Source organism: Caballeronia sordidicola (assembly GCF_002220365.1).
Lineage (GTDB): Bacteria > Pseudomonadota > Gammaproteobacteria > Burkholderiales > Burkholderiaceae > Caballeronia > Caballeronia sordidicola_C.
On sequence record NZ_MTHB01000133.1, the window covers coordinates 1 to 24,031 of the forward strand.

The window sequence follows — 24,031 nt, forward strand, 5'->3', positions numbered from 1 at the left end:
CACGATACTCACCCCGGCATGCGGCGCGGTTACACGCAGCCCGGTGATGCAACGCCTGTTGAGCGTCTTTCGCATGAATCTCTTCGCCACGCCAGATTTCTAGAGCCGGTTGCTGGATGGCTCGACCGAAGGAGAAGGCCACCGCCCAAGGCAACGGCTCCTTCGCCCGGGTATGCATGGCATTCAAACGAGCAGATGCCAACTCGCCGGACTGGCCTCCCGATAAGAACATGATTCCCGGAACCGCCGCCGGCACCACTCTGAGGAGGCACCTGATCGTGGCGTCCGCCACCTCGTCTACAGACTCCTGCGTGGCGCAGCTCAAACCGGGCAACACCATATTAGGTTTGAGGAGCATGCCCTCCAGCAGTATTCGTTGAGCGCGAAGATGGCTAAAAACGCTGCTTAGGACATCCTCGGTGACCTCCTCACATCGACTCAGGGTGTGATTTCCGTCCATAAGGACTTCCGGTTCGACAACTGGCACAAGTCCACATTCTTGCGACAAACAGGCATAGCGTGCAAGAGCATGCGCGTTCGCGTCGATACTGCTGCGGCTTGGGAGGGCGTCGCCTATGACGATAATGGCGAGCCACTTAGCAAACCGAGCCCCCATGTCGACGTACTCTTTCAATCGGACCCGCAAGCCGTCCAAGCCTTCCGTTATCAGTTCTCCCGGATGTCCAGCTAGGTCCTTCGCTCCGATATCGACTTTGATGCCGGGAATAATGCCGGCGCCGACAAGCGTTTCGATGAAGGGTGTCCCATCTTTTCCCCGCTGTCGGATCGTCTCATCGTAAAGAATTGCACCACTGATCACGTCGCCGAGCCCAGGGGTGGTCACGAGTAATTCGCGATATGCGCGTCGGGTTTCTTCGCTCTGCTCGATGCCCGACTTGGCAAACCGTTTGTCGCAGGTTGAGTTGCTCTCATCCATCGCCAACAGACCCTTTGCGTCTGCGACCAACGCCTTGGCCGTCTCGATAAGCGTTCGCGAATTCATTTCACATCGCCCCACTTCCAGTTCCGAATCTCCGGCATGTCTTGCCCATGCTTATCGATAAAATGTTTGTGCTGGATAAGCTTGTCTCGAACAATCTGCTTCAAGTAGGCACCCTTCCCGCCCAACTGCGGCAATACGTCGATCACGTCCTGAACAAGGTGAAAGCGATCAAGGTCGTTCTGCACTCTCATATCGAAGGCCGTGGTAATCGTTCCCTCTTCCTTGTAGCCTCGCACGTGCATATTGCGGTTGGTACGACGGTATGTAAGCCTGTGAATCAGCCATGGGTATCCGTGAAAGCCGAAGACGATCGGCTTATCTTTGGTGAACAGCGAATCGTAATCTTTGTCGCTCAGTCCGTGTGGGTGCTCGGCGCTCGGCTGCAGCTTCATTAGATCCACAACGTTGAGCACCCGGATTTTCAATTCGGGCAGGTGTTCGCGAAGGATGGAAACAGCTGCCAAAATCTCAAGAGTGGGTGTGTCCCCGCAGCACGCCATCACAACGTCCGTCTCACCTTCCTGATCATTGCTGGCCCACTGCCAGATGCCAATCCCTTCCGTGCAATGCGCCACCGCGGCGTCCATCGTCAGCCATTGCGGTAGGGCATGTTTGCCGGCCACCACAACGTTCACGTAATGGCGGCTGCGCAAACAGTGGTCAAACACTGACAACAGGCAATTTGCATCGGGCGGCAAATAAACGCGCACAATATCGGCTTTCTTGTTGATAACGTGATCGAGGAAGCCCGGGTCTTGATGCGTAAAGCCGTTATGATCCTGCTGCCAAACGTGCGAGGCGAGCAGATAATTGAGCGAGGCGATTTTGCGGCGCCATGGTAATTCTGAGGTTACCTTCAACCACTTGGCGTGTTGGCTGAACATCGAATCAACGATGCGAATAAAAGCCTCGTAGCTGTTGAAGAGCCCATGTCGTCCCGTGAGGAGATACCCCTCGAGCCAACCCTCGCACTGGTGCTCGCTCAGCATCGAGTCTAATACCCGTCCGGCCGGCGCCAGAAATTCATCTTCCTTGACTGCCTGGGCATCCCACTGACGGTTTGTGACTTCAAAGACAGCGCCGAGAAGGTTTGAAAGCGTCTCGTCGGGACCAAAGACTCGAAAGTTACGTTGTTCCTGATTCAGTGCGACGACGTCACGAAGGAATTTGCCGAGTACTAGCGTATCTTGCGCTTCAATAGCACCCGGCGACGGAACGTCCACCGCGTGGAGTTGGAAGTCCGGCATCCGCAGTTCTCGTAGCAGCAACCCACCGTTTGCGTGAGGATTGGCACCCATTCGCCGCTCACCTTTCGGCGCCAGGTCAGCTAGTTCGGGAATCAATCGGCCGGTGTGATCGAACAGTTCCTCTGCCTTGTAGCTCTTCATCCAGCCCTCGAGTTGCTGGAGATGTTCGGGATGCTCCGAGTCGACAATGAGCGGCACCTGATGTGATCGAAAAGTGCCCTCAATCTGCAGACCGTCGACGACTTTCGGGCCGGTCCATCCCTTGGGTGACCTCAGTACAATCATCGGCCACCGCGGGCGAATAGCATGGCCAGCTTTGCGAGCATCCTTTTGAATCCGCTTGATTTCCGTGACAGCCTTCTCTAAGTGGGTGGCCATCAGTTCATGCATTTTGTCCGCGTCGTCACCTTCCACAAAATAAGGCGACCAGCCGCATCCTTGCAGGAATTGCTCGAGCTCTTCATGTTCAATACGCGCCAAAACCGCCGGGTTGCTGATCTTGTAGCCGTTGAGGTGCAGAATCGGTAGCACCGCTCCATCGGTGATTGGACTCAGAAACTTGTTGGATTGCCATGAGGTCGCTAGCGGTCCCGTTTCCGCTTCACCGTCCCCTATTACACACGCAACGATGAGATCCGGATTGTCAAATACAGCACCGAACGCATGACTTAGCGAGTATCCCAACTCGCCACCTTCATGAATCGAACCCGGCGTGGTCGGCGCCACGTGACTCGAAATCCCGCCAGGAAACGAGAACTGAGTGAAGAGCCTTTTTAGCCCTGCTTCGTCCTCGCTGACATCGGGATACACTTCGCTATACGTACCTTCGAGATAGGTATTACCTACGAGCGCCGCTCCTCCGTGCCCCGGTCCAGAGATGTAGAACATGTTGAGGTCGTGCTTTTTAATAACCCGGTTCAGATGGACGTAAATAAAGTTTTGCCCCGGTACCGTACCCCAATGCCCGACTACGAGGGGCTTGATATGCTCCATTTTCAGCGGTTCGCGCAGCAGCGGATTGTCGTAAAGGTAGATCTGTCCGACGGATACATAGTTCGCAGCGCGCCAGTAGGCGTTTATCCTGCTAAGTTCAGTCGGCTCGAGTGTCATTTGCCCAGTTGCGGGCGATGCTTCAACGTGTTCAATGGTTGAGTCTTGTGTCGAAGTGGGCGTGTTCATTTATCTTGGCTCCCTCGGTATCGTGGTTCGGTAGGATCGGCAAGGCTCAAGAAGTTCGTATCGATCCATTGCGGAACTTCACGGTCTATTCGCCAAGTGCTTACTGTTTAGCCAATCGTGCATCGACAAGAGACGTCGGGTTTTTGGCGCGACTTTCGGCGTCTTGATCTCACGGTCCTTGCAGATGGACCTGCCAAATGCAAATATTCACTCACGCATCGATACTAACGCCGAGCTCGGCGAGAGCGGAAGGTTCGGAAACTACGCAGACCGGCATTTTTACCGGTTCATTGATCGATCGCGGCAAAAAGCTATTTCGATCACGTCACGCCGCAATCGCCTCTTTGTAAGCATCCTGCGGTCTTGGCCCTTTTTGCACGCTCTCTGCCTTGCCGACACCTGCATTTACGCCTGTCACGAGCGCTGGTTGTCCAGTCAGAATTGGATAGGCTGTCGGATGGGGCAAGCGCGATTCATCCGGAGCGGCCGGGGAGGAAGGGTCTTTCGGTGCCCGTCGGACACCCTGCTTCGATGATCAACCGCATGGCTTGCTCCCACCGTCGCGACCCCGATCAGCGTACCGCACAGGAAATAGCCACTCCCAGATGCTCGTTCGAGCCGCCCTGGGAGCCTCCCCAGGTTTTGCAGGCTCTCTTCGGTCAGGTGATTGGTGCTTTTAACTCCGACGACCGTCGTTAAGCGTTACGAAAAGCAGAGTTCGATGAGGGATCTCGTGTCTCAGCTTCAAGTTCGAATGAGTAAGAGCCGGCCACGTCTCAAGAGTGACTTAGCCGGACTCACGGTATGGCCTCGATCACATCGGTCGAGCGGCAAACTCTAACGACGCTCGTTGATATCGGGTCCGATAATGCTAATAATATCCACGAGAGTGAATGTCGCTTTACCGATTTTGATTAGGACTTCAGAACTGCAAAATCTACGCCAGACTGCTTGCATCTAGATCTAAATACTGGGCGAAGCGCCAAGCCCGCCGAGGTTATCCTCTTGAGGCCAAATACGTCCTGCGGAAGAGTCTTCTCGGGTGGACGCGAGTGTCGTCGCCACTGCTCCTGCACGGTGACAATTGTTCTGTCCACCAGGAGAGACTACCCCTCAACCAGCCGGAATAGTTGTCGCCGGGCGGCCACAGTAGTTGACGCCAGACAGCTCCACCCGGCATCTCCTCAATATCAGGTGGATTTGCCGAATTTGCACTGAAGGTTCCGCCCGTTAGCAATGGGGCAACCCCATCCTTCGAGTGCGCTGAGATCGGACCTAAGCCTCGCCGATTTGTGCTCCACTGCGTTAGGCGAAGCTCATCAAAATATATTTCGTTGCACCTGTAACCAGGGCGACTGGTCGAGCGAAGTATAGAAATAGGGGACTGTGAGCGCATGACCTACGTTAAACACAACGAGGAGCTTAGAGCAAAGGAAAACCAAGTTCTTGAAGAGAATCCGCACCTGACGGAAAAGCGCACTTGATATGTCCCGCAGCTAGTGGATCGAAATGTCGAAACACCCTGTTCCGCAAACCTCAGCTCCTGCCCTACACGGCATCTCGTTCGGGTCGCGGACAATCTATGTAAACAGAAATCACACAAGGAGTTGATATGAAACGGATTGCAATCGCAGTGCTTGCCGCAGGCTTGCTGGTATGTGGTGGTTCGGCGTTCGCGCAAGCGAGCGGCGCCATGTCTAACGGCGGTATGTCGAAAGACTCGATGAGCAAGGATTCGATGCACAAAGACACGATGTCGAAAGACTCAATGTCCAAAGGCTCAATGGGCAAGAAGATGAAGCACGACGACATGATGAAGAAAGGTACAGGAGACTCGAAGATGGGCCACAGCGCATCGGGCGCCATGGCGAACTAAGCGAAACGAGGACGGAAAGTGGCTGGATCACTCCGGCCAGCCATTTTTCAAGCGGTAATCGTATGTGGGCACGCTGCATCGGTTCGCAAGCGACCGAGATGGCGATCCGCGTAGGCGTCGTGAACCGCATGGCGGCACTTGCACGCCCTCAGTCCGTTACACAGCGCGGCGATGACAGAAGTGGGCTGGGGCTGGGGCTGTCGATCGCACGACGTAGCGTGGCATCAAATGGCGGGATGTTAGGCGTATGCAACGTTCCGGGCACTGGGTGCGTCTTTACCGTCAGCTTGCCCGGAAATTCGATGAAGGAGAAGTAAACCTGAGTGCGCCCGAAACCTACGCGTGCCCGATGCTCTCTTCGCCCTCAAGCGCCACGCGACCTTAATGTTGGTCGCCAAGCCAGTGATGCGGACGCGGCCCAGATCGTGCTGACAATCTCGATGCGGCGGCCACAATTACTTCGACCTGTCGAGTAGCGCCGCCGCAGTCAGGCACATCCGTCTGGCGACCCGGCGCCCCCTGTCCAGTCCGTACCACCTTGGGTACCCGACAAGAAGGTGATATTTTCGCCGCCAATCACATACAAAACTTCGCATCGTTTCTAGCAGTCTGCTTGCTGCCTTGGAACTGAAGCGAACAAGTCTTCTCGTTTTGATCAAACGAGCCGACGAAACAGCCGCATGCTTCACAATCGCTGCGAGTGGTGTCCGTGATCAGATCGACGTGAACCATTTGTTGCAATCCCTTCGTCGCGCTGACGTCGTCGACCGCGCCGTGAATGGAAAAAGCCCCTCGGATTTTCGTCAGCGAGGGGCATTTTCCACATCAGAACGCGTTCGCTTACAGCGCGGCGTCCTTCAGCTTCTTCAGCGGGCGCACGTTGAGGCGCACCGAAGCCGGCTTCGCCGCAAACCATTTGTCTTCACCCGTGAACGGGTCCTTGCCGAAGCGCTTCTTCTTGGCCGGCACATCCTGCGCGACAACCTTCAGCAATCCCGGCAACGTAAACTCCTGCGCGCCCTTCTTGTGAATCGATGCGAGCACCGTTTCTTCGAGCGCTGCCAACAACGCCTTGGCCGCCTTCGGCTCCACGCCCGAGCGCTCGGCCAGGTGAATGGTTAGCGATGCCTTCGTGAACGTATCCTTGATCGGTTTCACGGGAGCGGCCACAACAGCCTTCTTCACTGCAGGTGCAGCTGCCTTCTTCGCGACTGGCGCAGCTCCCTTGCTGACAGTTGTCGCTTTCTTCGTAGCGGGTGCTGCAGTTTTCTTCGTAGCAGTTGTTGCCATAGATGCCTCTCTTGTAGTCAAAGGTTGCCCAAGGCCTTTGCCTTTGCGCCGTCACCGACTAACGCAAAGGTACAAATTCTCGGGTTGGGCGCCAGCGTAACAACCCCGCCATGAAGACGCAACGTTTCAGCCCATGAATTAAGGGGTTTTTGGCATTAAAGTCACGAAAACAGCGACCTGTACCTCGCCTCATGGAGGTGGGTCCAGTAAAACCCCTACCCTATAGGGCTTGAAACACGCTTAAAGACAGTCAAATCAGACATTGGACCGACGCTCTGACGGTCACAGTTCTGCGAAAAACAATGCCTCTCTCGCATTGGAGTCCGCGTTATCGGGCGTACATAAACGGTGGCGCCTAGACTCAAATCGCGAGGGACCCTCACCGGTCCAACCGTCACCGTTGGCTGGACCTGCGTAACGAGAAGACCCTATCTTCGCTTTCACGCTCTCGAGACTCATGGCATAGTGCGGCCATATCCATTTAAGAAGATCACTATGCCCACCCTCGAACAGATATTGAAAAGATGAAGAAATTGCAGGCGCAAGCGGATATGTTGATTGCAAGAAAGGCGCAAGCCGCGGTCGACCAAATTCGGAAAATTATGCTGACGCACAGTTTGACCACCGTCGACATCGAAGTTAAAAGCAAAAGCGAAGCGCGAAGCTAAAGCAATGGATGGGAGTACTACAAACGTGAAGGCGAAGGTTGCCAAAAGTCTAAAGAGCGGGACCCCACCGAAGTATCAACATCCTAGGACGGGCGCCACCTGGACCGGCCACGGTCGCGCGCCGGCATGGATTGCAGATGCCAAGGATCGCGACAAGTTCCTTATTGCGAGTGGTACTGACGCTGTTCGCGCGGCGGGCGTGAGTCCTGTGAATCCTGTGAGCAAGGCCAAGACTCAGGCCAGGGAAGCCTCGGTAACTGCAGGCGAACTTGCCTCCAAGGGACAGCGTAAAGGACCGCAGCCGGCAAAATATGTCGACCCGAAGACCGGCGCCACATGGAGCGGACGCGGTCCTGCGCCCGCGTGGCTTGCCGCACTGAAAGACCGGACGCGGTTTCTGGTTGACGGTGCAGGCGTCGGGTCGGCGAATGCGGGTAGCGCGAAGCTTGCAAGCAAAAAAACTACCGCCAAGAAGGTTGCGGCGAAGAAAGCTACAGCGAAGAAACCTGTTGCGAAGAAGACCGTGACCGCAAAAACTGTGGGTGTAAAAGTTGTTGTGAGTGCGACGCAGAAGCCTTCCGCAAAAAAGGTGCCGACGAAAAAGACGTCGCCAAAGAGTACGGCTGTGACCGCCCCGTCGGCAGTTGTCGAGACCAGTGCCGGTTCAACGACCTGAATGTGATTTGCCCGGTTTGACGAGCGACTGCTTGCCACACCGGGCGAACGAAGGGCACGACATCCTATTGAGGTCAGCTCTGTGCCAAAAGCCCTCATTGGGCTTCGCCACGGCCTTCGCGGATACTTCGCGGTTATTGCGTCGTGGACACGCATTTTCACCGCACATCGATCCCTGCGAAGTTGAACGTCGGCTATGGAGAAGGCAGTTCTAAACCTCGGCCGTCCGGTGTTCGCCGGTCACTGCCTCATACGATCGCTCCGGCCTTTCTCTCATTGAAGCCACTTCCGCAATGAAGTTGTCACCGATTTCGAAATAAAAACGCCAATCTGCGTAAGTTGCGCCAGAGGACCGTTCAAAACCCACGGAAATCATGGCTTTACGTGTGCCGCAGAAGGTGTCAACTGCTGCAAACGGTGACAGTGTCAGCTGACAGACACGATCCGATATGCCGAGTACTAGCAACCCTCCGATCCGCATTGGAAAACAGCCAGAAGCACCATTGGGTTATAGCGGAACCACCCTCGCCGGCGAACCATGTACCGACGCGTAAACGCCTTGCGGTGCTCTGGCATCATCGGCCGCGCCCGGGAGGACGTCCGGAAGGTATTGCGTACGATGCAAGACAGTTGGCGCAGCGATATTGCGCCTCAGAAAGTTGGACGTTGATTCGTTATGCTCAATGTTGCATCCAGCCGTTGCCATTTGAACACGGCCAACCTTCGCAATGCCTGATCGGTCGGTTCGGAACATTTGGTTAGTCGAAGCGTTTTAAGACCAATACAGCGTTGGTTCCACCGAACGCGAACGAATTCGATAGCATGACTCGCGTTGACTGGCTTTCTCGCGCTGCATTTGGCACATAGTCCAGATCGCATTGCGGGTCAGTGCTTTTTAAGTGCATAGTCGGCAGCAACGTCTCTTGTCGGATCGCGAGCAACGATAGAACGCACTCAAGCGCTCCAGCCGCTCCCAGCAGATGTCCGTGAACGGACTTCGTCGCGCTTATCGGGATGCGATAGGCACGTTCGCCAAAGACCTCCTTTATTGCCGCTGTTTCAGTTGAATCGTTCGCAGCAGTCCCGGTACCGTGAGCGTTGATCGCATCAACTTCAGACCTGTCGATTTGAGCGGCGAAGAGCGCGTTGCGCATGGCGGCAGCTTGACCCTCGACGCTTGGCCGCGTGATATGGCTAATATCGGTTGCGAGGCCGTAACCGATCACTTCGCCGTAGATCAGCGCGCCACGTGCGACAGCGACTTCCCATGGCTCGAGGATTACCATCGCTGCGCCTTCGGCGAGCACCATGCCGCTGCGATTCCTGGAAAATGGCTTGCACGATGCGGCAGGGTCCTCGCCGTCGATAGTCGCGATGGTGTGAAGCGCCTCCCAAGCCTTGAGCGATCCGCATGATAGTGGTGCCTCTGCGCCGCCGGCGATCGCGAAGTCGAGCTCGCCGCGCGCGACCCGCGACCACCCTTCTCCAATAGCCACAGCGGACGAGGCGCATGCAGTCGAATAAGTCAGGCACGGGCCACGTAGCCCGTACTCAATACTGATCCACGCCGCAGGCGCGTTGTACATGCCCATCAAAACGGTAAATGGTTTGATGCGATCTGAATCCTCACCGTAGAGAATCTGATAACCATCATCTATAGTGTGTGTGCCACCCATCCCGGTCCCGACGAATACTCCGCTACGCGAAAGATCGTTAGAATCCGAACCCCACCGCGCGTCGGTAACCGCTTCTTTGGCGGCCACGAGCGCGAACTGGCTCACGCGGTCGAGCATCCGTAGTTTCGGGGGAGCAAAGTGATCCGTGCCGTTTAACCTCGCCGATCCCGCTATGGGCGATGCAAGCCGCCCCGCGAACGGAACGTCCAGGCGATGAATGCCGGAAACGCCGTGTCGCGCGTTTTCGAACACTTCTGGCGCAGAAGTGCCTAGCGGACAGATCGCACCTACACCAGTGATAGCTACCCTTCTCATATCGACGAAGACGTCGAGGGAAACTTGTCTTTCGCGGTCAAGTCTCCGTGCTGAACCGCAATCTGCGCATCGATAAACTGAAAGACGTCGCTTAGAGTTTTTAGAGGCGGCGGTTCTGCCGCCACGGTTATCTTGAATTTTTCTTCAACGGCGAACAGCAATTCGGCCACCGCCAGTGAGTCAAGGCCAAGCGATTCGAGTGAAGCATCAGGGGTCAGCGCCGCCGGCTCGAGGTTATAGTCCTGAGCGAGCGTTGTGCGAAGCCATTCAAATGTCGTGGTCATAGCGTATGGTTAGCCTTCTTTTGCTTGCCGTCTATCGGTCGAGTCGTATCAGCCATCATATGGTGCCTCGCAAAGCGGTCAGCGAAGCGATGGTCGCTGCGTCGACTGCGCAACGGGTCTTACCGCCCCATATTGCACCCAATGGCAGCAGGCCAGGCCACGCTTTGAAGAGCATGAGCAATGCATCGGCAGTTGGCGCGCGCATACTCGCGTGAGCGAACAGGGAAGCGAGGCGCATGCGCGGACCGAATCGCTGATGCCATTGTCGTGCGTAGCGGCATCTCGCTAAATGTTGCCACGCTGCGTCACCCGCCGTGTGAACTCGTTCTTCGCGTTGTGCGCCGAGCAACTCCGCGCATAAGAGCCACGCCGATTGCAACGCCATGCTCATGCCCTCGCCAATGATCGGGTGCGCCTCCCCCGCAGCATTGCCTATCCGGAAAAACCCGTCATCGTTGTGAACACGAATACCCGGATGCAACGGACCTGCGGCGATCCAGGCTCCGGGGCGCGTAGCCGTTGAAAGCGTTTTGCGAACTCCCGCGCACTCTCGTCTAAGCATGGCCTCAACTGCCTCGCCGGCACTCACTCCTGGCGCTGTATGTCGCAGCGCTTCTAGGCGATCGCGACGCACGCAACAGGCCAATGTCATGACGCGGCCGTCGGCCACAACCATGCCTCCGTATCCGCCGTCAAACGACAATACAGGCAGCAAGCCATCCTGTAATGATGCGCCCACGAAATTAGCTTTGAATGCTAGCAAGTCAGTGGCACGGTGTACGCGTCTGCCTTCGTCTCGACCCGTGGGCAAGGCTTCCCAAGAACCGTGTGCGTCGATCGCGATGGGAGCACAAAGCGTTGCACTTGCCTTTGATCCCACGGTTTTCAATTCGCAGCGCCACGCACCTGGACCGCCGCGAACGCTGTTCAAGGACCACGGTTGAAAGATTTGGACGCCGACCGCGCGGGCTTTATCAATTAAAAGCGTGTCGAGCGTCTCGCGGCCAAGCGCACGACCCCATGCAAAGCCGCTGCGGGTAGCTGGTGGCAGTTCGGTGAGCGCAGTGTGAGCGCCCCGCATGAAGGCAACCTTGCGTAACGCCGGTCCAGCGCGGCGTTCGAACTCTGTCCCTACTCCCAAAGCGCTGAGAAGCGGCAAGTTGCTTGCTGCGATGCATTCACCACATACCTTGCGACGCGGGAACAATTGCTTTTCTATGAGGGCGACCGACCAGCCCGCACCCGCCAGTAGAATCGCGGCCGATGATCCCGCGGGACCGGCGCCGATGATGAGTACGTCAAAGGTATTTTCCATGGTCGACTTACAATCGGTGGGCAGAAAAGCAATGGCTAAAGAGCCCTGCCGAATATTCACTCACTTTCCACTGTCGCCCCGTTTGCTGCCAAAGTTTTGTAATCTCGGCCCCCCGAAATCCCGCGTGTACACTTAACACCGCGTCTTCGCGCGTGACTGCGTTCGCGCCAAGCGCTCCAATTAAGTGACTGCCCGTTAGCGCAAAGTACGAACGGTGCGGCTCGCAAGCAAAAAACCGGCTGCTGGACCCCGCAATCGCGTCGAGCAAATTAGCCAGGTTCGCTCCCTCGAAGTGGTGCAGAAAGAGGTTGACGACGATCAGGTCCCATCGGTCCGGCTCCTGCTCGCGCTGGGCACGAACATTATTTCTGATCCAATCGGTGACGTCCCCCACTTCTATGTCGACTTTCCAATTTGCCTTTTCGTATGCTTCTACCGTCTTTGGTTCAACCAATTTTTGGCGATCAAGCAGGGTGAGATCGATGGCCGTCCAGTCGGGTCCTAAAGCCCTTGCTACACTGAGCATCAACGTGCCGTCGCCCGCGCCGAGCTCAAGTACACGTAGACGGCCGGGCGAAAAGTGAGGGACTAGCTCGTTTAGGCCATTGCAGACAATAGAACGCGTGCCCATTACCTGATGCACGCGCTGTAAATCTCGCCGCGAGCGCATGGCCCTTGGATCGTTCTCGTTGAGGTGATCAAGCGTCTCAGCAGAGACCTTGCGTGGAAAGCTCATCGCTGCTCCCGAATCGACAACGCGAATGGTAGAGAACCGAGATAGTTCATTCGCTTACTTTGAGGAGGGCGCCATGACAACTAAACCCCGCTCCGAAGGAGGACAGCCACCACCAGCCACCCGGTGCGTTATCAGCGAGGGCAGCCGCGAGCACAAAATAGACAAAAGCGCTCGACATGTTCCCATACTCACGCAGCATGGCTGCGCTATACCGTAGATCGTACGGCTGCAGCTCTAAGGACCGCTCAATGGCCAGTAAAACGTCACGCCCTCCCGCATGCAAGATCCAGGCTGAAATGTCTTGAGAAGCCAAGTTTTGCCGTTTGAGCACGACTTCAAGCACGCGTTGAGCATATTGTGCGGCGAGTCGTGGCACAGGTCGGGTCAATACGTTGCGCAACATGCCATCCTGTTGCTCGAACATCAACGCTCGGCGCTCGCTCGGATCAATCAGCGACGAACTGTCGATCCACTCGATGGAACGCGATGCGATGTCGGGGTCGGGGTCTCGCGACAGAACGACTGCGCCTGCACCATCGCCAAAAAGGCAGGCGCTTATGATAACGCCCGGATCATTGTCCAGGTACATGGCCGCACTACTCACCTCGACGCAGATCGACAGCACATGCTGGCAAGATCCAGAAGCACCTACAGTCGACGCTCCCAAAAGCGCTTGGCCGAGCTGCAGATTGGGCAGAGCGGCAGCGCAACCCTGCCCCACCAAGTCGAACGCCTGGACATCTGCGCGCAAGCCCACTCGCTCAGCGACATACCCGGAAAGGCCTGGGCACATATATCCGGTGCATGTGCTAACTACGACCGCGTCAATCTCGTCAGGTACCAATCCTGCACGATCCAGTGCCCGCATTGCTGCCTGCGCGGCGAGATGAGGCGCGTGCTCGGCAAATCGTTTGGAAAGCGTGTTCGGATCGATAGCAAAAACTTCGTCGAGCGACGCAAGCGCAAGACGGCGCGCCTCGATTCCATTGTCGCGTTGTAAGACGGTGCGGGCGACGAAGTGCGAACGTGCATCGAGGCGAGCGTACCATTCCGAATTTTGGAATGCCGCCAAGCAGTCGGCCTTGGTATACCGCTGAGTCGGATTTGCGGTACCGATTCCTCTAACGAACATAGAACCTTTGAGATCTTGAATGATGCCTTCGGTTGTGAAGGCTTAGGCATGGTGGCATGAGAACGGACCTGATCGCGAATCGACTTCCGGATTCATGACTATGAGCAAAAGACGGGCCTTAACCAGAATTAACCATGGGCCGGTGAAGGAAGGGGAGTTTCCCCGCCTTGATAGCGGCAAAGAAATCGTCGGAAGCCGAGCTGCACGGCCAGCTTAATCATTGAGAATCCACGGCGATAACCGCATACGATGCGACGATGGTCGCAGTCGTTGGCAGACTAATCAAGATGCGCGGACAGAGGCCGGCCCGAAAGCGGTTTTTGCACCGCGAAGCTCCGCCGAGTTCATCGCGACAAAAACAAGTACCCAGACCCGACCACAGCGTCGCAGGTTGCAAGCACCTAGCCTCGCGATAGCCAGAGCATTAGGCGATGCATATTCGGCTTTGGCTAAGTCAAGCATAAGGCCAGGGGCGTAGATTGTTTGCATTGGTTCAATAATGAACAGCTGCTTTCTCGGCAAAATTATTCTGACCACGCTCTCTTCGATTCGGCAATTCGCTTCTGTCGGTCATACGGATGGTCAACCTAGGCTACCCAATCGGCGCAGTCGACGTTTGTGCCGATAGCCGTAGGCAATGACCATCCCCTTTGGCCCGGCAGTGGCGCCGGGCTTTTTTTGCCGCCTCTGATAGAAGGTCAACTACTGCGATGCGGAGTTTGCAAATCGGCGAGCGATGCTACACAGCGCGCCCTCAGGGAAAGCTGAGGAGCCTGGTCGTCCGACAGCGCTGAGGAGTTCCAACCATACCTGAAGAACGTCGCCATTTTCAGCCTGACTGACGTGACGGCGTCGAATGATATGCGCAATTTTCGTTCCTCCATCTTTATCTGGCTTCCCGTACCGGTTATTTGGGAGCCGTTTTTGTGACTGCAACTCCGTCCCTCTAGTCGGATGCATCAGGACTATTTTCGAGCCGTAGCATCGACGAAAATTTATGTGTACAGACGCGGGCTGAGCGATACCCGGGGAGCCGGCACTCTTCTACCTTGCACACCGCTGCCGTTCCGCTTGAAAGTGGATATTCTGTAGTTGGCAGCCGACATATTCGAGCGTTCAGGAAACGTAGGGATCCCTCGCACATTAGATGAGACTTAGGACTGTCTTACAACAAGGTGGCGCGAATAGAAGCGGTCTCGCTATCTCGATTGCGCGGCGCTCGGGTGGGCAATTGATACTGGAGAATGTCGACGGTGGATTTCGTGCGCGCAATTTTCAGCCTCTAAGGTCGACTCCGTGACGGATATCGCGATGCCTCCGGAAATTTTGCGACCGTCGTTGCTCGCTCTGGTTAAGCGGTTTCGACTGTTCCCGTTACCTGTCCACCGGCAGGCGCATATCGCATGACGAAGGAGAGATTCGGATGGAGCACGCATACGTCCACTTGTTGCACGTGCTCGCCGGACATCCGGGTTGTACGCTCGCGGTGGTCTTCCTGGCTGCTTTTCTCGAAGCCGTTGCCGTTATTGGAACCTTCATACCGGGCAGCACCGCGATGTTCCTAGCTGGTGCGCTTGTTGGCACGGGATCCCTAAATCTCGGCTGGTTATTCGCATGCGCCATCGCTGGCGCAGTGGGAGGCGACGGCCTCAGCTATTGGCTGGGCAGCCGTTACAAGGCCACGATTGTCCAGTTGTGGCCCTTCCGCACTCATCCGCAGGTATTCGACGCAGGGCAAAAGTTCTTCGCAAAACATGGCGCGAAAAGTATCGTGTTCGCGCGTTTCATCGGTCCGCTACGCGCGATTGTCCCTGTAGTTGTGGGCATGTTGGGCATGTCACCGATTCGTTTCTATTCCGTCAACGTCCTGTCGGCCCTGCTCTGGGCGCCTGCACACATTCTGCCGGGAGTGGTTTTCGGAGCCTCTGTGCAGGTAGCGGGGGCGGTATCATTCCGTCTCGTGGTCATGCTCATGCTCTTGGCGGGCATCGTATGGTTGACTGCTCGCGTCGTGCGATTCGCTCTGTCGCATGCGGCAAGTTGGGCGCGGCAGGCACGTCTCGCCCTGTATTCTTGGGCTCGTCGTCGCGAAGGGGTAGTCGGGCGTATTGCGCTGCGAACGTTCAACCCCGACCGACCGGCTATCGGCGTAATTGTCTCGGCGTCAGTGCTGGTGGTTGCCTCGGCGTGGGTGTTCTTCGGCGTTTTACAGGACGTAGTCAGCGGAGACCCGCTGCTGCGAGTTGACGCGTCCGTCTACCACTTTATGCAATCGATACGTACGCCATGGGGCGATATCGTGTTGTCTGATTGTGCAACCTTAGGCAGCGTAGCCGCTTTGGCGGCGCTCGCGGTAACGGCCGTGCTATGGATGCTGTGGGAACGACATTGGCGTGCTCTTGGCTACTGGTTGAGTGCCATAGTTTTTTCACAACTGCTCGTGTTTGCTATCCAGTTCGCCGTACATCGCGTTCCACCAGGTTCGCTCCCATCAGACACGTATGCGTTCCCTAGCAATCATGTGGCGGCCGTGGTCATTGTGTACGGTTTTCTCGTGTTTTTTGTCGCGCGAAGGGTTGGCTCATTGACAAGTCTCATCATCGCAACGACAAGCGCTGTCATCGTCGTCGTAGTCGCGCTCACTGGACTGTACTTCGGTCGCTTCTGGTTTTCCGACGCTATCGCAGGCGCTGCGCTCGCAGCAGTCTGGGTCTCGATTGTTGCGTTGACGGTCGCGTGGCAGCAACCGACAGCGCCTGCCTCACGCGGATTCTTACCGGCCACGATGCTTGCGGTTCTATGTTGCAGCGTTGTCCTTCAAATCATGGGCAATCAGCCTCCGGGTGGCGTAGAGGACATGCGAAGAACAACTTTAGTGCTGGGTACGGAAGCACAATGGACCGATTCATTGTGGAGGGGGCTGCCGTGCTATCGCTCCGATATGGACGGCGACCGACAGGAACCGTTCTCCATCCAGTGGTCCGCGAACGCCGCAACCCTGGTAAGCCAACTGCGTGTTCAGGGCTGGGTCGAGGGTACCGACCTTTCCGCGCATAGCCTGCTTTCCTTGGCTTCGCCGCACGCTTCCGCTATGGCGCTACCTGTGTTGCCACGACTAAACAATGGCGTACCATCGTCTCTAGTATTCGTCCGTCCCGGGGCGACGCGCGACGAGCGAGACGTGCTGCGCTTTTGGCCAAGCGGCTACGTGATAGACGACGGAAACCATGGACGGACCATGCCTCTTTGGCAAGGGTCACTCGTACACGAGCGACTGTTCCGTGCATCTTGGCCCATCAACATTCTGCATACAGACGCCGAGGCGCAAGCCGACCCGAAAGGTCAGGGGAGATGGCTCGCAGGGTCTGGGGTAAGGGTTCCTGTCACCAAAAACTGCCATGGGATTCCGATAACGCTACTTACATCGCCCACCGAATGAAGACAAGACCTTGGCGCCCGCCCTTGACGTTTTAGCCATCCACTGCATTGGGACTCTGTTTCCCCAAACTAACTGATGGATTTCCAGGCGCCGCTACATGATGTGCACCTCATCCGGCGTCCGTGTTTGTGCGCCGCGGATGCATGCGCGCAACACCACTCTGGAAATGGAACAGACGCGCTGTAGATCGGGCGAAAGAGCGCCTCGTATTTTGCCGACAAATAATTGGAATCAGCCGATTCGCGATATGTCATTCCTTCTTGGCTGAAACCAGAGGCATCAATCACGTTCACTCTGTGAAGGGCATCGCACACTACGGAGCCCGGACGAACGAAAATGCGTATTTCGGGAATTCCCTCACAGACGCCGTTTGTAGACGGGCGTTCGCCGCACGGCTAGATATGACCCTCAAACGTAGACCAGTCGGGTAGCGGCGATGCATTGCTGCGCTGCCGCCCCCTCAGAGCCGTGCGTGCGACTTTAGCCACACGGCTCAAGCATTTCAAAGCCCCATCGCTGAAGCCGGTTTCACTACTGATAATCCGAGGGCACGCGCGATCCGATGGCAATCCGGGTGAAGCATCGCCGAATTACTGATCGTATCCTTACCGCCGTCGATCGTTTGGTCCAGATGGTAGAGACACCAGCCGCTGGATTTTGTGACCATCTGTTGGCAAATTGGACACGACCGTCCTTGATCGAGCCACAAACAGCTCGACGCCGATATCGAGCGTGGCATCGCGAAGCTGCCCCAAGCCGTTGCCGACCTGCAGGTTCGCGAATCCAGCCAAGTCTGTATGGCGTCAACTTGTGGCCGCCGGACAGAACAATTGTCGCCGCGCACATGTCGCGGCCGTGAGCGTCGACACGGCGTGGCTGCGAAATTGCGAATCAAGGAGAGGCCCTGGCCGCCACGTGAATATCGTCGCCGGGTGGGCGACGTGCACCGATGGTCCTCCAAAACTGTATGCGTATGTGCACGAGGAAGCCACCTCGGCTGCAGCGCGACTCGATCAGTTCCTCAGCCAGAACGGTGTGGCGAGCGATGACCGCGTGACCGTGATTGGCGACGACGCTGGTGAATTTGCAAAAACCGTCGAGGGCAGTCAGCTGGCTCGCTGCCGGATCCTCGACTGGTTCCATATCGCGATGAAGCTCCAAGCGGCGCGGCGTTCCGTGTTCGGGCACAGGTCAGAGTCTCGGTTTTGAACGGGGAATTCTCGTCCCATCGCGTTTTGGCGCTCAAAATTGCCGACTCGCGTTACGGCAAATGCATCGGGCCAACGTCGGCAGGCGGGCGCCGGCCAACGGACAGAACAGACAGTGCATTCACGCCGTAAGCCAGGGATGCCTGACGAAAAGCACGTCCCAAACTTTTGCACGCTCTCCCGGCGCCCGCAATTGGGGAACTCGGCCCATTTCAATGAGCTTCGCGCGTTGTCGGAAAGCCAGATGTCGCTACCGCACATCGGCCAGTCGTCGCCGGCATCTCGATGTAGCAAGTCGAGCAGTTGCTGCCGTTGCCAATAGAGCCGACAGCCGAGACGACGGACGACGTCATGTGGTTTGCAAGTGGGCGCGTGGACGACCCCAGGGCGTGGATGCCAGTTCGCTCGCGGGCATCAGCCATTTTTTTGTAATCCCATCGCCGCGCCGACGTCGTCGACCACGACGGTGAATGGAAAACGCCCCTCGGATTTTCGTCGCGAGGGGCGTTATCACTTCAGAAGACTTTCGCTTACAGCGCGGCGTCCTTCAGTTTCTTCAGCGGGCGCACCTTGAGGCGAACCGAAGCCGGCTTCGCCGCAAACCATTTGTCTTCACCCGTGAACGGGTCCTTGCCGAAGCGCTTCTTCTTGGCCGGCACATCCTGCGCGACAACCTTCAGCAGCCCCGGCAGTGTGAACTCCTGAGCGCCCTTCTTGTGAATCGATGCGAGCACCGTTTCTTCGAGGGCCGCTAACAACGCCTTGGCGGCCTTTGGCTCCACGCCCGAGCGCTCGGCCAAGTGAATGGTCAGCGATGCCTTCGTGAACGTATCCTTGATCGGTTTCAAGGAAGCCGCCACAACCGGCTTCTTCACTGCAGGTGCGGCTCCTGTCTTCGCGACTGGCGCAGCTTTCTTGCTGACAGCTGTCGCTTTTTTCGTAGCGGGTGCTGCCGCTTTCGTCGTCGCCGGAGCCGCGGTTTTCTTGGTAGCGGTTGTTGCCATGAATGCCTCTCTTCTAGTCAAGGGTTGCCCAAGGCCTTTGCCTTTGCGCCGTCACCGACTAACGCAAAGGTACAAATTCTCGGGTTGGGCGCCAGCGCATCAACACCGACATGAAGACGCAACGTCCTAGACCTTTATTCAAGGGGTTTTTTGCATGAAAGTCACGAAAATGGCGACCTGTACCTCGCTTCATGGAGGCGCTTTCTGTAAAACCCTTCTTCAATGGGGCCTCAGGCATGCTCAAAGACGGTCGAATCGAACGACAGCCCTACTCTCGGACGGTCGCTGCTTTGCGAAAAACAGCGACTCTTCTCGCATGGATTCGGCGTTATCGGGCGTGCACAAACGATGGCACATAGCCTCAAATCGCAAAGGACCTCACCGGTACGACCGTCATCGTTGGTTGCATCTGCGTGACGCGAAGACCCTATCAGTGCTTTCGCACAACCGACGCTCATGGCATAGTGCGGCCATATCCATTTAAGGAACTCACCATGCCCACCCTCGAACAGATCCAGGAAAAGATGAAGAAATTGCAGGCGCAAGCGGATACGTTGATTGCAAGAAAGGCACAAGCAGCGGTCGACCAAATTCGAAAAATTATGCTGACGCACGGGTTGACCACCGTCGACATCGAAGCTAAAGCAAAGGCGAAGCGCGAAGCTAAAGCGGCGAATGGGAGCACGCCAAACGTCAAGGCGAAGGTCACCCGTAGTCTGAAAGGCGGCACCCCGCCGAAGTATCAACATCCTAAGACAGGCGCCACGTGGACTGGCCACGGTCGCGCGCCGGCATGGATTGCGGATTCGAAGGACCGCACCAAGTTCCTGATTGTGAGTGGTACCGACGCCGTTCGCGCGGCGAGCGTGAGCCCTGTGGGCAAGACCAAGAAAGCCTCGGTAGCTGCAGGCGCACCTGCTTCCAAGGGACAGCGTAAAGGACCGCAGCCGGCAAAATACCGCGACCCGAAGACAGGAGCCACATGGAGCGGACGCGGTCCAGCGCCCTCGTGGCTTGCAGCAGCGAAGGACCGAACGAGGTTTCTCGTCGACGGCGTTAACAGCAGTTCAGCGGAATCGAGTAGCGCGAAGCTTGCTGGCAAAAACACTCCAGCCTGGAAGGTAGCTGCGAAGAAAGCGGTAGCTTCGAAGCCAGCTGCGAAGAAGGCCGTGACTGCGAAGACTGTGAGTAAGAAAATTGTGGTGAATGCGACGCAGAAGGCAGCCGCAAAAAAGGCGCCGACGAAAAAGACGCCGCCAAAGAGCACGGCCGTGAGCAGCCCGTCGGCAGTTGTCGAAACTAGTGTCGGCTCAACGACCTGAATGTGATCGCCCGGTTTGATCAGCGACTGCTTGCCACGCCGGGCCAACGAAGAACACAACGTCTTATTGGCGCTGTAATAAGGAACCGGTGCCAATCCTTTCATCAAAGCAGTGTCTAAATTTTCTTCGGCAGTGGGGACTTGCCCGCCCCACCAACGATGGCCGCTCAGCGCAGCTACGCCGCGCGATCTGCCAAGACCTATCCGTTCGAGTCGGCGTGATCCCGATTTCCGACGTTTCAGACGCTTCACCGTCTAAGCTAGCAGCAACGCACGGAAGTGCTGTCGGCATTGCGCCCGACCACAGCAGACGTCGCATTGATCTGCGCTCTTCCCTGTTCCGTCGATGTCCCAAATCTCGTGAGAACCCTGAGGATCCCCCGCCGATCTTCAAAGCGCATTTTGTTTGAGGAGCAGCCACGAAGTGATACTCGATTCCGCCAGTTCGTCTTTACACTTCTGACAATCTTGCGCTGGGTCTGGATTTCATGCGACTTGATTCCAGTTTGCGGCATTCACGTATTACCCGGTCCATCATCGCACCCTGCGCGACACCTCCGGATTCGATCAAGACCAGCCTCCGAAATCGCATTTCGGAGCCCCGTTCGGTGGCCTGATCAGGCCGATCACCCCCGGCTCGATTGCGCGATCCGTGGCGGCCGGCGTCGCTCCGTCCAGTCAATCCCGGACGGTAGGCGTCGATGGCATAATTGGCTTTCACTTGAACAGCCGCCCGCTCTCTATTTCCAGCATGCAACTCGATATTTTTGCAGACAGCCGCGATGTGATGCTGCGCAACGATGTCTTGAGCGCGCTGCAACGCTACGATGCGCGCGAGACGCAGCAGACCCTTCGGCGGCTAAGTGACGAGTATCCCGATGACGACAGCATTCCCCAACTGGCCGTTCTAGCCGGCGCACTCGATCTGCGCTCAATCGTCGCGTTCTCCAAGCATCAATTTGCGGCTGAAGCACGCGGTGCGCTCGTTGAAAAAATCACACCGGCCGCCCTGCGCATGTGGGGTGAGCATGCGGGCAGCAGATGGCTTCTACCCCTATGGCGGGAACTGGCGCAGCGCGCGAGTTCGCTGCCCTTCCGAGCCGATTCGATCGACACCCATGCAGCAGCGCTATGGCTGCAGGCAGGCGGTTGGTCGGCTGCGCGCGACGCGGTCCTTCCCATCGAATCATGGCGTCGCATTCCCGCTCCGCTAGCATGGATGGGCGAAGCCTCCTACCGGCTCGACGCACTGGAGCAAACCTGGCCTCTCCTGGCGGAACTCGCATGGCTCGCGCCGGATCGCTGTGCCAGGCTTGTCGAACGAATGGGCGACAAGCCGCTGGATTCGTTGCTCAAGAAGTTCTACGCGAACTTTGAAGGTGCCGGTGATATCACGGATATCGCTTGGTTCCCCGCCTGGGTCTTGATCGAGAAACCCGCTCTTGCACGCCTGCTGATCGCAGCGCAGCCGTCAACGCAGACGAGCCCGGAGCGCGCCATGCGACTGCTGCTCGAATTGCTCAGCCTTGAGCGGCAAGGTCGCCACTACGAAGTTTTGGATTACCGCAAGAAGCTTCAGGGCTTGCACGCCTCGCTTTATTCGTCCTACATGAGCACTCGCTGATTGAAAACTCCAACGGTCGGAAGTAGCTCCCACAAGTGGGCATTCGCTTCCCACTTCCGACGTCAGGCTTTCGGTTGGCGCTCAGCGCTGCCGATTCAACGTCTGAAGGAAGCGGTAACAGAGATCAAACGCGCGGCACGCACCGACCCTCTTCTTGCGGCTCACGGCGCTGTTTTGCTTCTCGAAAAGCTCTCGCACGCGCTGGAGCAAGTTGATAGCTCCTCCGGCGCACTGGGAAGCGCGGTGAATCGCGCCATCGACGTACTCGTCCCGATCATCGCCGCGCCTGACGTGACAGGATCCGTGAGCGAAGCATGGCTTGAGAGGCTATTCGATGCGCTGCAAGAAGATCGGATGCCATACATCGAACACTTAGGTAACCTTGGGGCCGGTTATGCGTGACGCCGTCAGCCGCGTCGGCTTGGGCAGAGCGGCTTTTGGGGACCACCACACGCGTGTTAGGCCCTGATGGCCGCGGCGAGTTCTTCACCGCACGACTGCTTGCCTGAGCGCGCTCTACGGCGCTCAAGGCTACGACGAATTGATCTGGCTGGTGGATAGCGCGCGCTTCGCCTCGTCGGACTGCAGCCGCTGGGGAGTCGATGCGTTGATGGCGCAAGGTCGGCCAGCCGAAGCACTCCGCTATGCACAGGCTTCAAAAAATCCAATGCTCCACTTACGCGGCCGTGACAGCCTCTGAGCGATCCTCTTGCTGTCCGGAATGATTGATGAGGCTCATTCGTGGCCACAAGCAGCTGGTTCGATCCTGCGGTGAAACCAGCTCAGAGCGCGGATGATACGATAAAGCGCAAATACTATTAGAATAATCAATTCAAAAACCATTTTGTTGCGAATCAGCTGCAACAACCGGATACCGGCCGCTATCGACACTGGACCAAAGCTTGATGTCTCGCAAATCAGCGTTTTCGAGCTTTCGAGCCCTAGACGATCCTCTTCTACTTGGCCTCAACACGATGCCCGAGCCAAGTATGACGTGACCTAGTGGGTCTTCTGGCAGATGGCCACCGGCGCCGATGTCTGGCGAACGCGGACACTTCTCGCGCGTCGTGGAGAGCGCTGGCGATCAGTCGTACGCCCGGCGTAAGTTCAACGATGAGGCCCACCGGCCCCAATGGAGTGTTGAATAATCGCCTCTATGACCGCGCTTACTTGGCCGGCGACGAATCTATCTGACCGAATTCACTGACTTCAAACGCTGGCGCGAGCAACTGTCCGAGCGGTCGGCGGCGCAACGAGGTGTAGCGTTGACGGCTGGAGAGCGAAACATGCCGCCGTGTCTCACACCTGAGGAACAGGAACGCCCCGGAGATATCTCTACAATCAACGCGCCCGTCCTGCTCCCACGATTTAAGCGGCAAAGCTGCCTGACACAGGCACGCGAGGCAGGTCTCAGTTTTTGTGTCAGCCGTTGGTTCGTATCCGGTAAAACGAGTGGCGCTAATAGCGGTCGCAGCACGACTCCAACCCGTTCGAAGGGAACAGGTTATAACCGGACCCGGCAGTTTGTTTGTGGTTTACCTTCCCTCACGTTTTGGGGCGGGTCTACAGATCCACCCAGCGCCGAATCACCAGATCCATGTTCAAACCCCTGTGGCCGACACGACCAACGCCGAACTGACAGCCGCGGCTGTTATGCACGCTGACAGCTAGTCCCACCTGCCCGTGTCAGAGTCGATCCTCATTAGCATAAAAGCTGATCTCCTTGGCCAGTTCGGGCGGAATCCGACCGGCTGCACCGGCAAATTCACATGGTTTCATATCGCCGGCACTTGTTGAGTACCAGAGCGCACCTCGAGCGCCCTCGAAGGCCTTGACTTCTCGCCATATTCCTTTGACGCGACAGGGGAACGTGTCGCTTCCCCTCGCACTTCGCCCGAGTACATAGACCGAATAACTCTCTGGCGCCCACGCAGCCGCCGCCTCGAGCAACGCGTCCGGACCGTCAATAATCCATCCGTCAGGAAGATGCGGCTCCTCCAACCTGCTGCGGGAAGCGATTGCGAGAAAGGTGGGGGTCT

The 24,031-nt window shown here is 57.0% G+C and carries 18 protein-coding genes and 1 pseudogene; 9 read left to right on the forward strand and 10 right to left on the reverse strand.

The genetic code is table 11. The features are described from left to right. Together BSU04_RS21630 and BSU04_RS21635 are read right to left on the reverse strand one after the other, a co-directional pair. On the reverse strand, positions 1-1,003 hold a 1,003-nt coding region (locus BSU04_RS21630), incomplete at its 3' end, for a class I fructose-bisphosphate aldolase (protein WP_144021304.1). Next, positions 1,000-3,360 carry a phosphoketolase family protein gene (locus BSU04_RS21635; RefSeq protein WP_373452850.1) on the reverse strand — a complete coding sequence of 787 codons (2,361 nt, stop codon included), beginning with the start codon at positions 3,358-3,360 and terminating at the stop codon, positions 1,000-1,002. The genes BSU04_RS21630 and BSU04_RS21635, both read right to left, overlap by 4 nt. 1,681 nt (positions 3,361-5,041) lie before the next feature. On the opposite strand from BSU04_RS21635, the gene BSU04_RS21640 reads away from it, so the two are divergent. Continuing rightward, on the forward strand, positions 5,042-5,305 hold the full coding sequence (locus BSU04_RS21640; RefSeq protein WP_089162531.1) for a pentapeptide MXKDX repeat protein: 264 nt from the start codon (positions 5,042-5,044) through the stop codon (positions 5,303-5,305). Positions 5,306-5,355: 50 nt separating this feature from the next. Then, positions 5,356-5,460 (forward strand): annotated as a pseudogene (locus BSU04_RS48840) (IS5/IS1182 family transposase); the annotation flags it as partial. Between the two features lie 685 nt (positions 5,461-6,145). Here the strand turns inward: BSU04_RS48840 and BSU04_RS21650 are convergent. Then, entirely contained in the window at positions 6,146-6,595 is a 450-nt protein-coding gene (locus BSU04_RS21650; RefSeq protein ID WP_089162533.1) for an HU family DNA-binding protein, read from the reverse strand. 524 nt (positions 6,596-7,119) lie between these two features. On the opposite strand from BSU04_RS21650, the gene BSU04_RS48555 reads away from it, so the two are divergent. Further along, entirely contained in the window at positions 7,120-7,263 is a 144-nt protein-coding gene (locus BSU04_RS48555; protein ID WP_306427209.1) for a hypothetical protein, read from the forward strand. Positions 7,264-7,288: 25 nt separating this feature from the next. Continuing rightward, positions 7,289-7,939, forward strand: coding sequence for an H-NS histone family protein (locus tag BSU04_RS21655; protein ID WP_306427210.1), 651 nt, complete (start codon positions 7,289-7,291; stop codon positions 7,937-7,939). A 757-nt stretch (positions 7,940-8,696) separates the two neighbouring features. On the opposite strand, the gene BSU04_RS21665 is transcribed toward BSU04_RS21655, so the two are convergent. From BSU04_RS21665 to BSU04_RS21685, 5 genes are read right to left on the reverse strand one after another with little or no spacing between them, the layout of a single operon-like run. Next, complete coding sequence (locus tag BSU04_RS21665) at positions 8,697-9,929, reverse strand: beta-ketoacyl-[acyl-carrier-protein] synthase family protein (RefSeq protein ID WP_089162535.1); 1,233 nt, start codon at positions 9,927-9,929, stop codon at positions 8,697-8,699. Beyond that, the gene (locus tag BSU04_RS21670; protein ID WP_089162536.1) at positions 9,926-10,213 is read right to left on the reverse strand and encodes an acyl carrier protein; all 288 of its coding nucleotides are present in this window, start codon (positions 10,211-10,213) and stop codon (positions 9,926-9,928) included. Before BSU04_RS21670 ends, BSU04_RS21665 begins: the two co-directional genes overlap by 4 nt. 55 nt (positions 10,214-10,268) lie before the next feature. Further along, positions 10,269-11,528, reverse strand: a complete 1,260-nt coding sequence (locus BSU04_RS21675; protein WP_089162537.1) for an NAD(P)/FAD-dependent oxidoreductase — start codon at positions 11,526-11,528, stop codon at positions 10,269-10,271. 7 nt (positions 11,529-11,535) lie between these two features. Continuing rightward, on the reverse strand, positions 11,536-12,264 hold the full coding sequence (locus BSU04_RS21680) for a class I SAM-dependent methyltransferase (protein WP_089162538.1): 729 nt from the start codon (positions 12,262-12,264) through the stop codon (positions 11,536-11,538). Between the two features lie 46 nt (positions 12,265-12,310). Next, the gene (locus BSU04_RS21685) at positions 12,311-13,396 is read right to left on the reverse strand and encodes a type III polyketide synthase (protein ID WP_089162539.1); all 1,086 of its coding nucleotides are present in this window, start codon (positions 13,394-13,396) and stop codon (positions 12,311-12,313) included. Between the two features lie 1,423 nt (positions 13,397-14,819). Here BSU04_RS21685 and BSU04_RS21690 point away from each other — a divergent pair. After that, positions 14,820-16,835, forward strand: coding sequence for a bifunctional DedA family/phosphatase PAP2 family protein (locus tag BSU04_RS21690; protein ID WP_089162540.1), 2,016 nt, complete (start codon positions 14,820-14,822; stop codon positions 16,833-16,835). Positions 16,836-17,337: 502 nt separating this feature from the next. On the opposite strand, the gene BSU04_RS48845 is transcribed toward BSU04_RS21690, so the two are convergent. After that, a complete protein-coding gene (locus tag BSU04_RS48845) occupies positions 17,338-17,574 on the reverse strand; it encodes an HNH endonuclease signature motif containing protein (protein ID WP_144021305.1) in 237 nt (78 codons plus the stop codon). A gap of 176 nt (positions 17,575-17,750) precedes the next feature. Here BSU04_RS48845 and BSU04_RS21695 point away from each other — a divergent pair, with 176 nt between their 5' ends. Beyond that, a complete protein-coding gene (locus BSU04_RS21695) occupies positions 17,751-18,044 on the forward strand; it encodes a hypothetical protein (RefSeq protein ID WP_089162541.1) in 294 nt (97 codons plus the stop codon). A 529-nt stretch (positions 18,045-18,573) separates the two neighbouring features. On the opposite strand, the gene BSU04_RS21700 is transcribed toward BSU04_RS21695, so the two are convergent. Then, complete coding sequence (locus BSU04_RS21700) at positions 18,574-19,047, reverse strand: HU family DNA-binding protein (protein ID WP_089162542.1); 474 nt, start codon at positions 19,045-19,047, stop codon at positions 18,574-18,576. Between the two features lie 494 nt (positions 19,048-19,541). Between BSU04_RS21700 and BSU04_RS21705 the strand changes: the two genes are divergently transcribed. From BSU04_RS21705 to BSU04_RS21715, 3 genes are all read left to right on the forward strand, one after another. After that, entirely contained in the window at positions 19,542-20,369 is an 828-nt protein-coding gene (locus tag BSU04_RS21705; RefSeq protein WP_089162543.1) for an H-NS histone family protein, read from the forward strand. Positions 20,370-21,089: 720 nt separating this feature from the next. Next, positions 21,090-21,992 carry a hypothetical protein gene (locus BSU04_RS21710; RefSeq protein WP_256983178.1) on the forward strand — a complete coding sequence of 301 codons (903 nt, stop codon included), beginning with the start codon at positions 21,090-21,092 and terminating at the stop codon, positions 21,990-21,992. Continuing rightward, positions 21,993-22,394 carry a hypothetical protein gene (locus BSU04_RS21715; protein ID WP_089162545.1) on the forward strand — a complete coding sequence of 134 codons (402 nt, stop codon included), beginning with the start codon at positions 21,993-21,995 and terminating at the stop codon, positions 22,392-22,394. Positions 22,395-24,031: the final 1,637 nt, after the last annotated feature.

What these genes read in the sequence shown, in the direction of transcription:
- BSU04_RS21635 (WP_373452850.1), bottom strand. Translation starts at nt 3,360, where the DNA reads ATGACACTCGAGCCGACTGAACTTAGCAGGATAAACGCCTACTGGCGC.
- BSU04_RS21640 (WP_089162531.1), top strand. Translation starts at nt 5,042, where the DNA reads ATGAAACGGATTGCAATCGCAGTGCTTGCCGCAGGCTTGCTGGTATGT.
- BSU04_RS21650 (WP_089162533.1), bottom strand. Translation starts at nt 6,595, where the DNA reads ATGGCAACAACTGCTACGAAGAAAACTGCAGCACCCGCTACGAAGAAA.
- BSU04_RS48555 (WP_306427209.1), top strand. Translation starts at nt 7,120, where the DNA reads ATGAAGAAATTGCAGGCGCAAGCGGATATGTTGATTGCAAGAAAGGCG.
- BSU04_RS21665 (WP_089162535.1), bottom strand. Translation starts at nt 9,929, where the DNA reads ATGAGAAGGGTAGCTATCACTGGTGTAGGTGCGATCTGTCCGCTAGGC.
- BSU04_RS21670 (WP_089162536.1), bottom strand. Translation starts at nt 10,213, where the DNA reads ATGACCACGACATTTGAATGGCTTCGCACAACGCTCGCTCAGGACTAT.
- BSU04_RS21675 (WP_089162537.1), bottom strand. Translation starts at nt 11,528, where the DNA reads ATGGAAAATACCTTTGACGTACTCATCATCGGCGCCGGTCCCGCGGGA.
- BSU04_RS21680 (WP_089162538.1), bottom strand. Translation starts at nt 12,264, where the DNA reads ATGAGCTTTCCACGCAAGGTCTCTGCTGAGACGCTTGATCACCTCAAC.
- BSU04_RS21685 (WP_089162539.1), bottom strand. Translation starts at nt 13,396, where the DNA reads ATGTTCGTTAGAGGAATCGGTACCGCAAATCCGACTCAGCGGTATACC.
- BSU04_RS21690 (WP_089162540.1), top strand. Translation starts at nt 14,820, where the DNA reads ATGGAGCACGCATACGTCCACTTGTTGCACGTGCTCGCCGGACATCCG.
- BSU04_RS48845 (WP_144021305.1), bottom strand. Translation starts at nt 17,574, where the DNA reads ATGCCACGCTCGATATCGGCGTCGAGCTGTTTGTGGCTCGATCAAGGA.
- BSU04_RS21700 (WP_089162542.1), bottom strand. Translation starts at nt 19,047, where the DNA reads ATGGCAACAACCGCTACCAAGAAAACCGCGGCTCCGGCGACGACGAAA.
- BSU04_RS21705 (WP_089162543.1), top strand. Translation starts at nt 19,542, where the DNA reads ATGCCCACCCTCGAACAGATCCAGGAAAAGATGAAGAAATTGCAGGCG.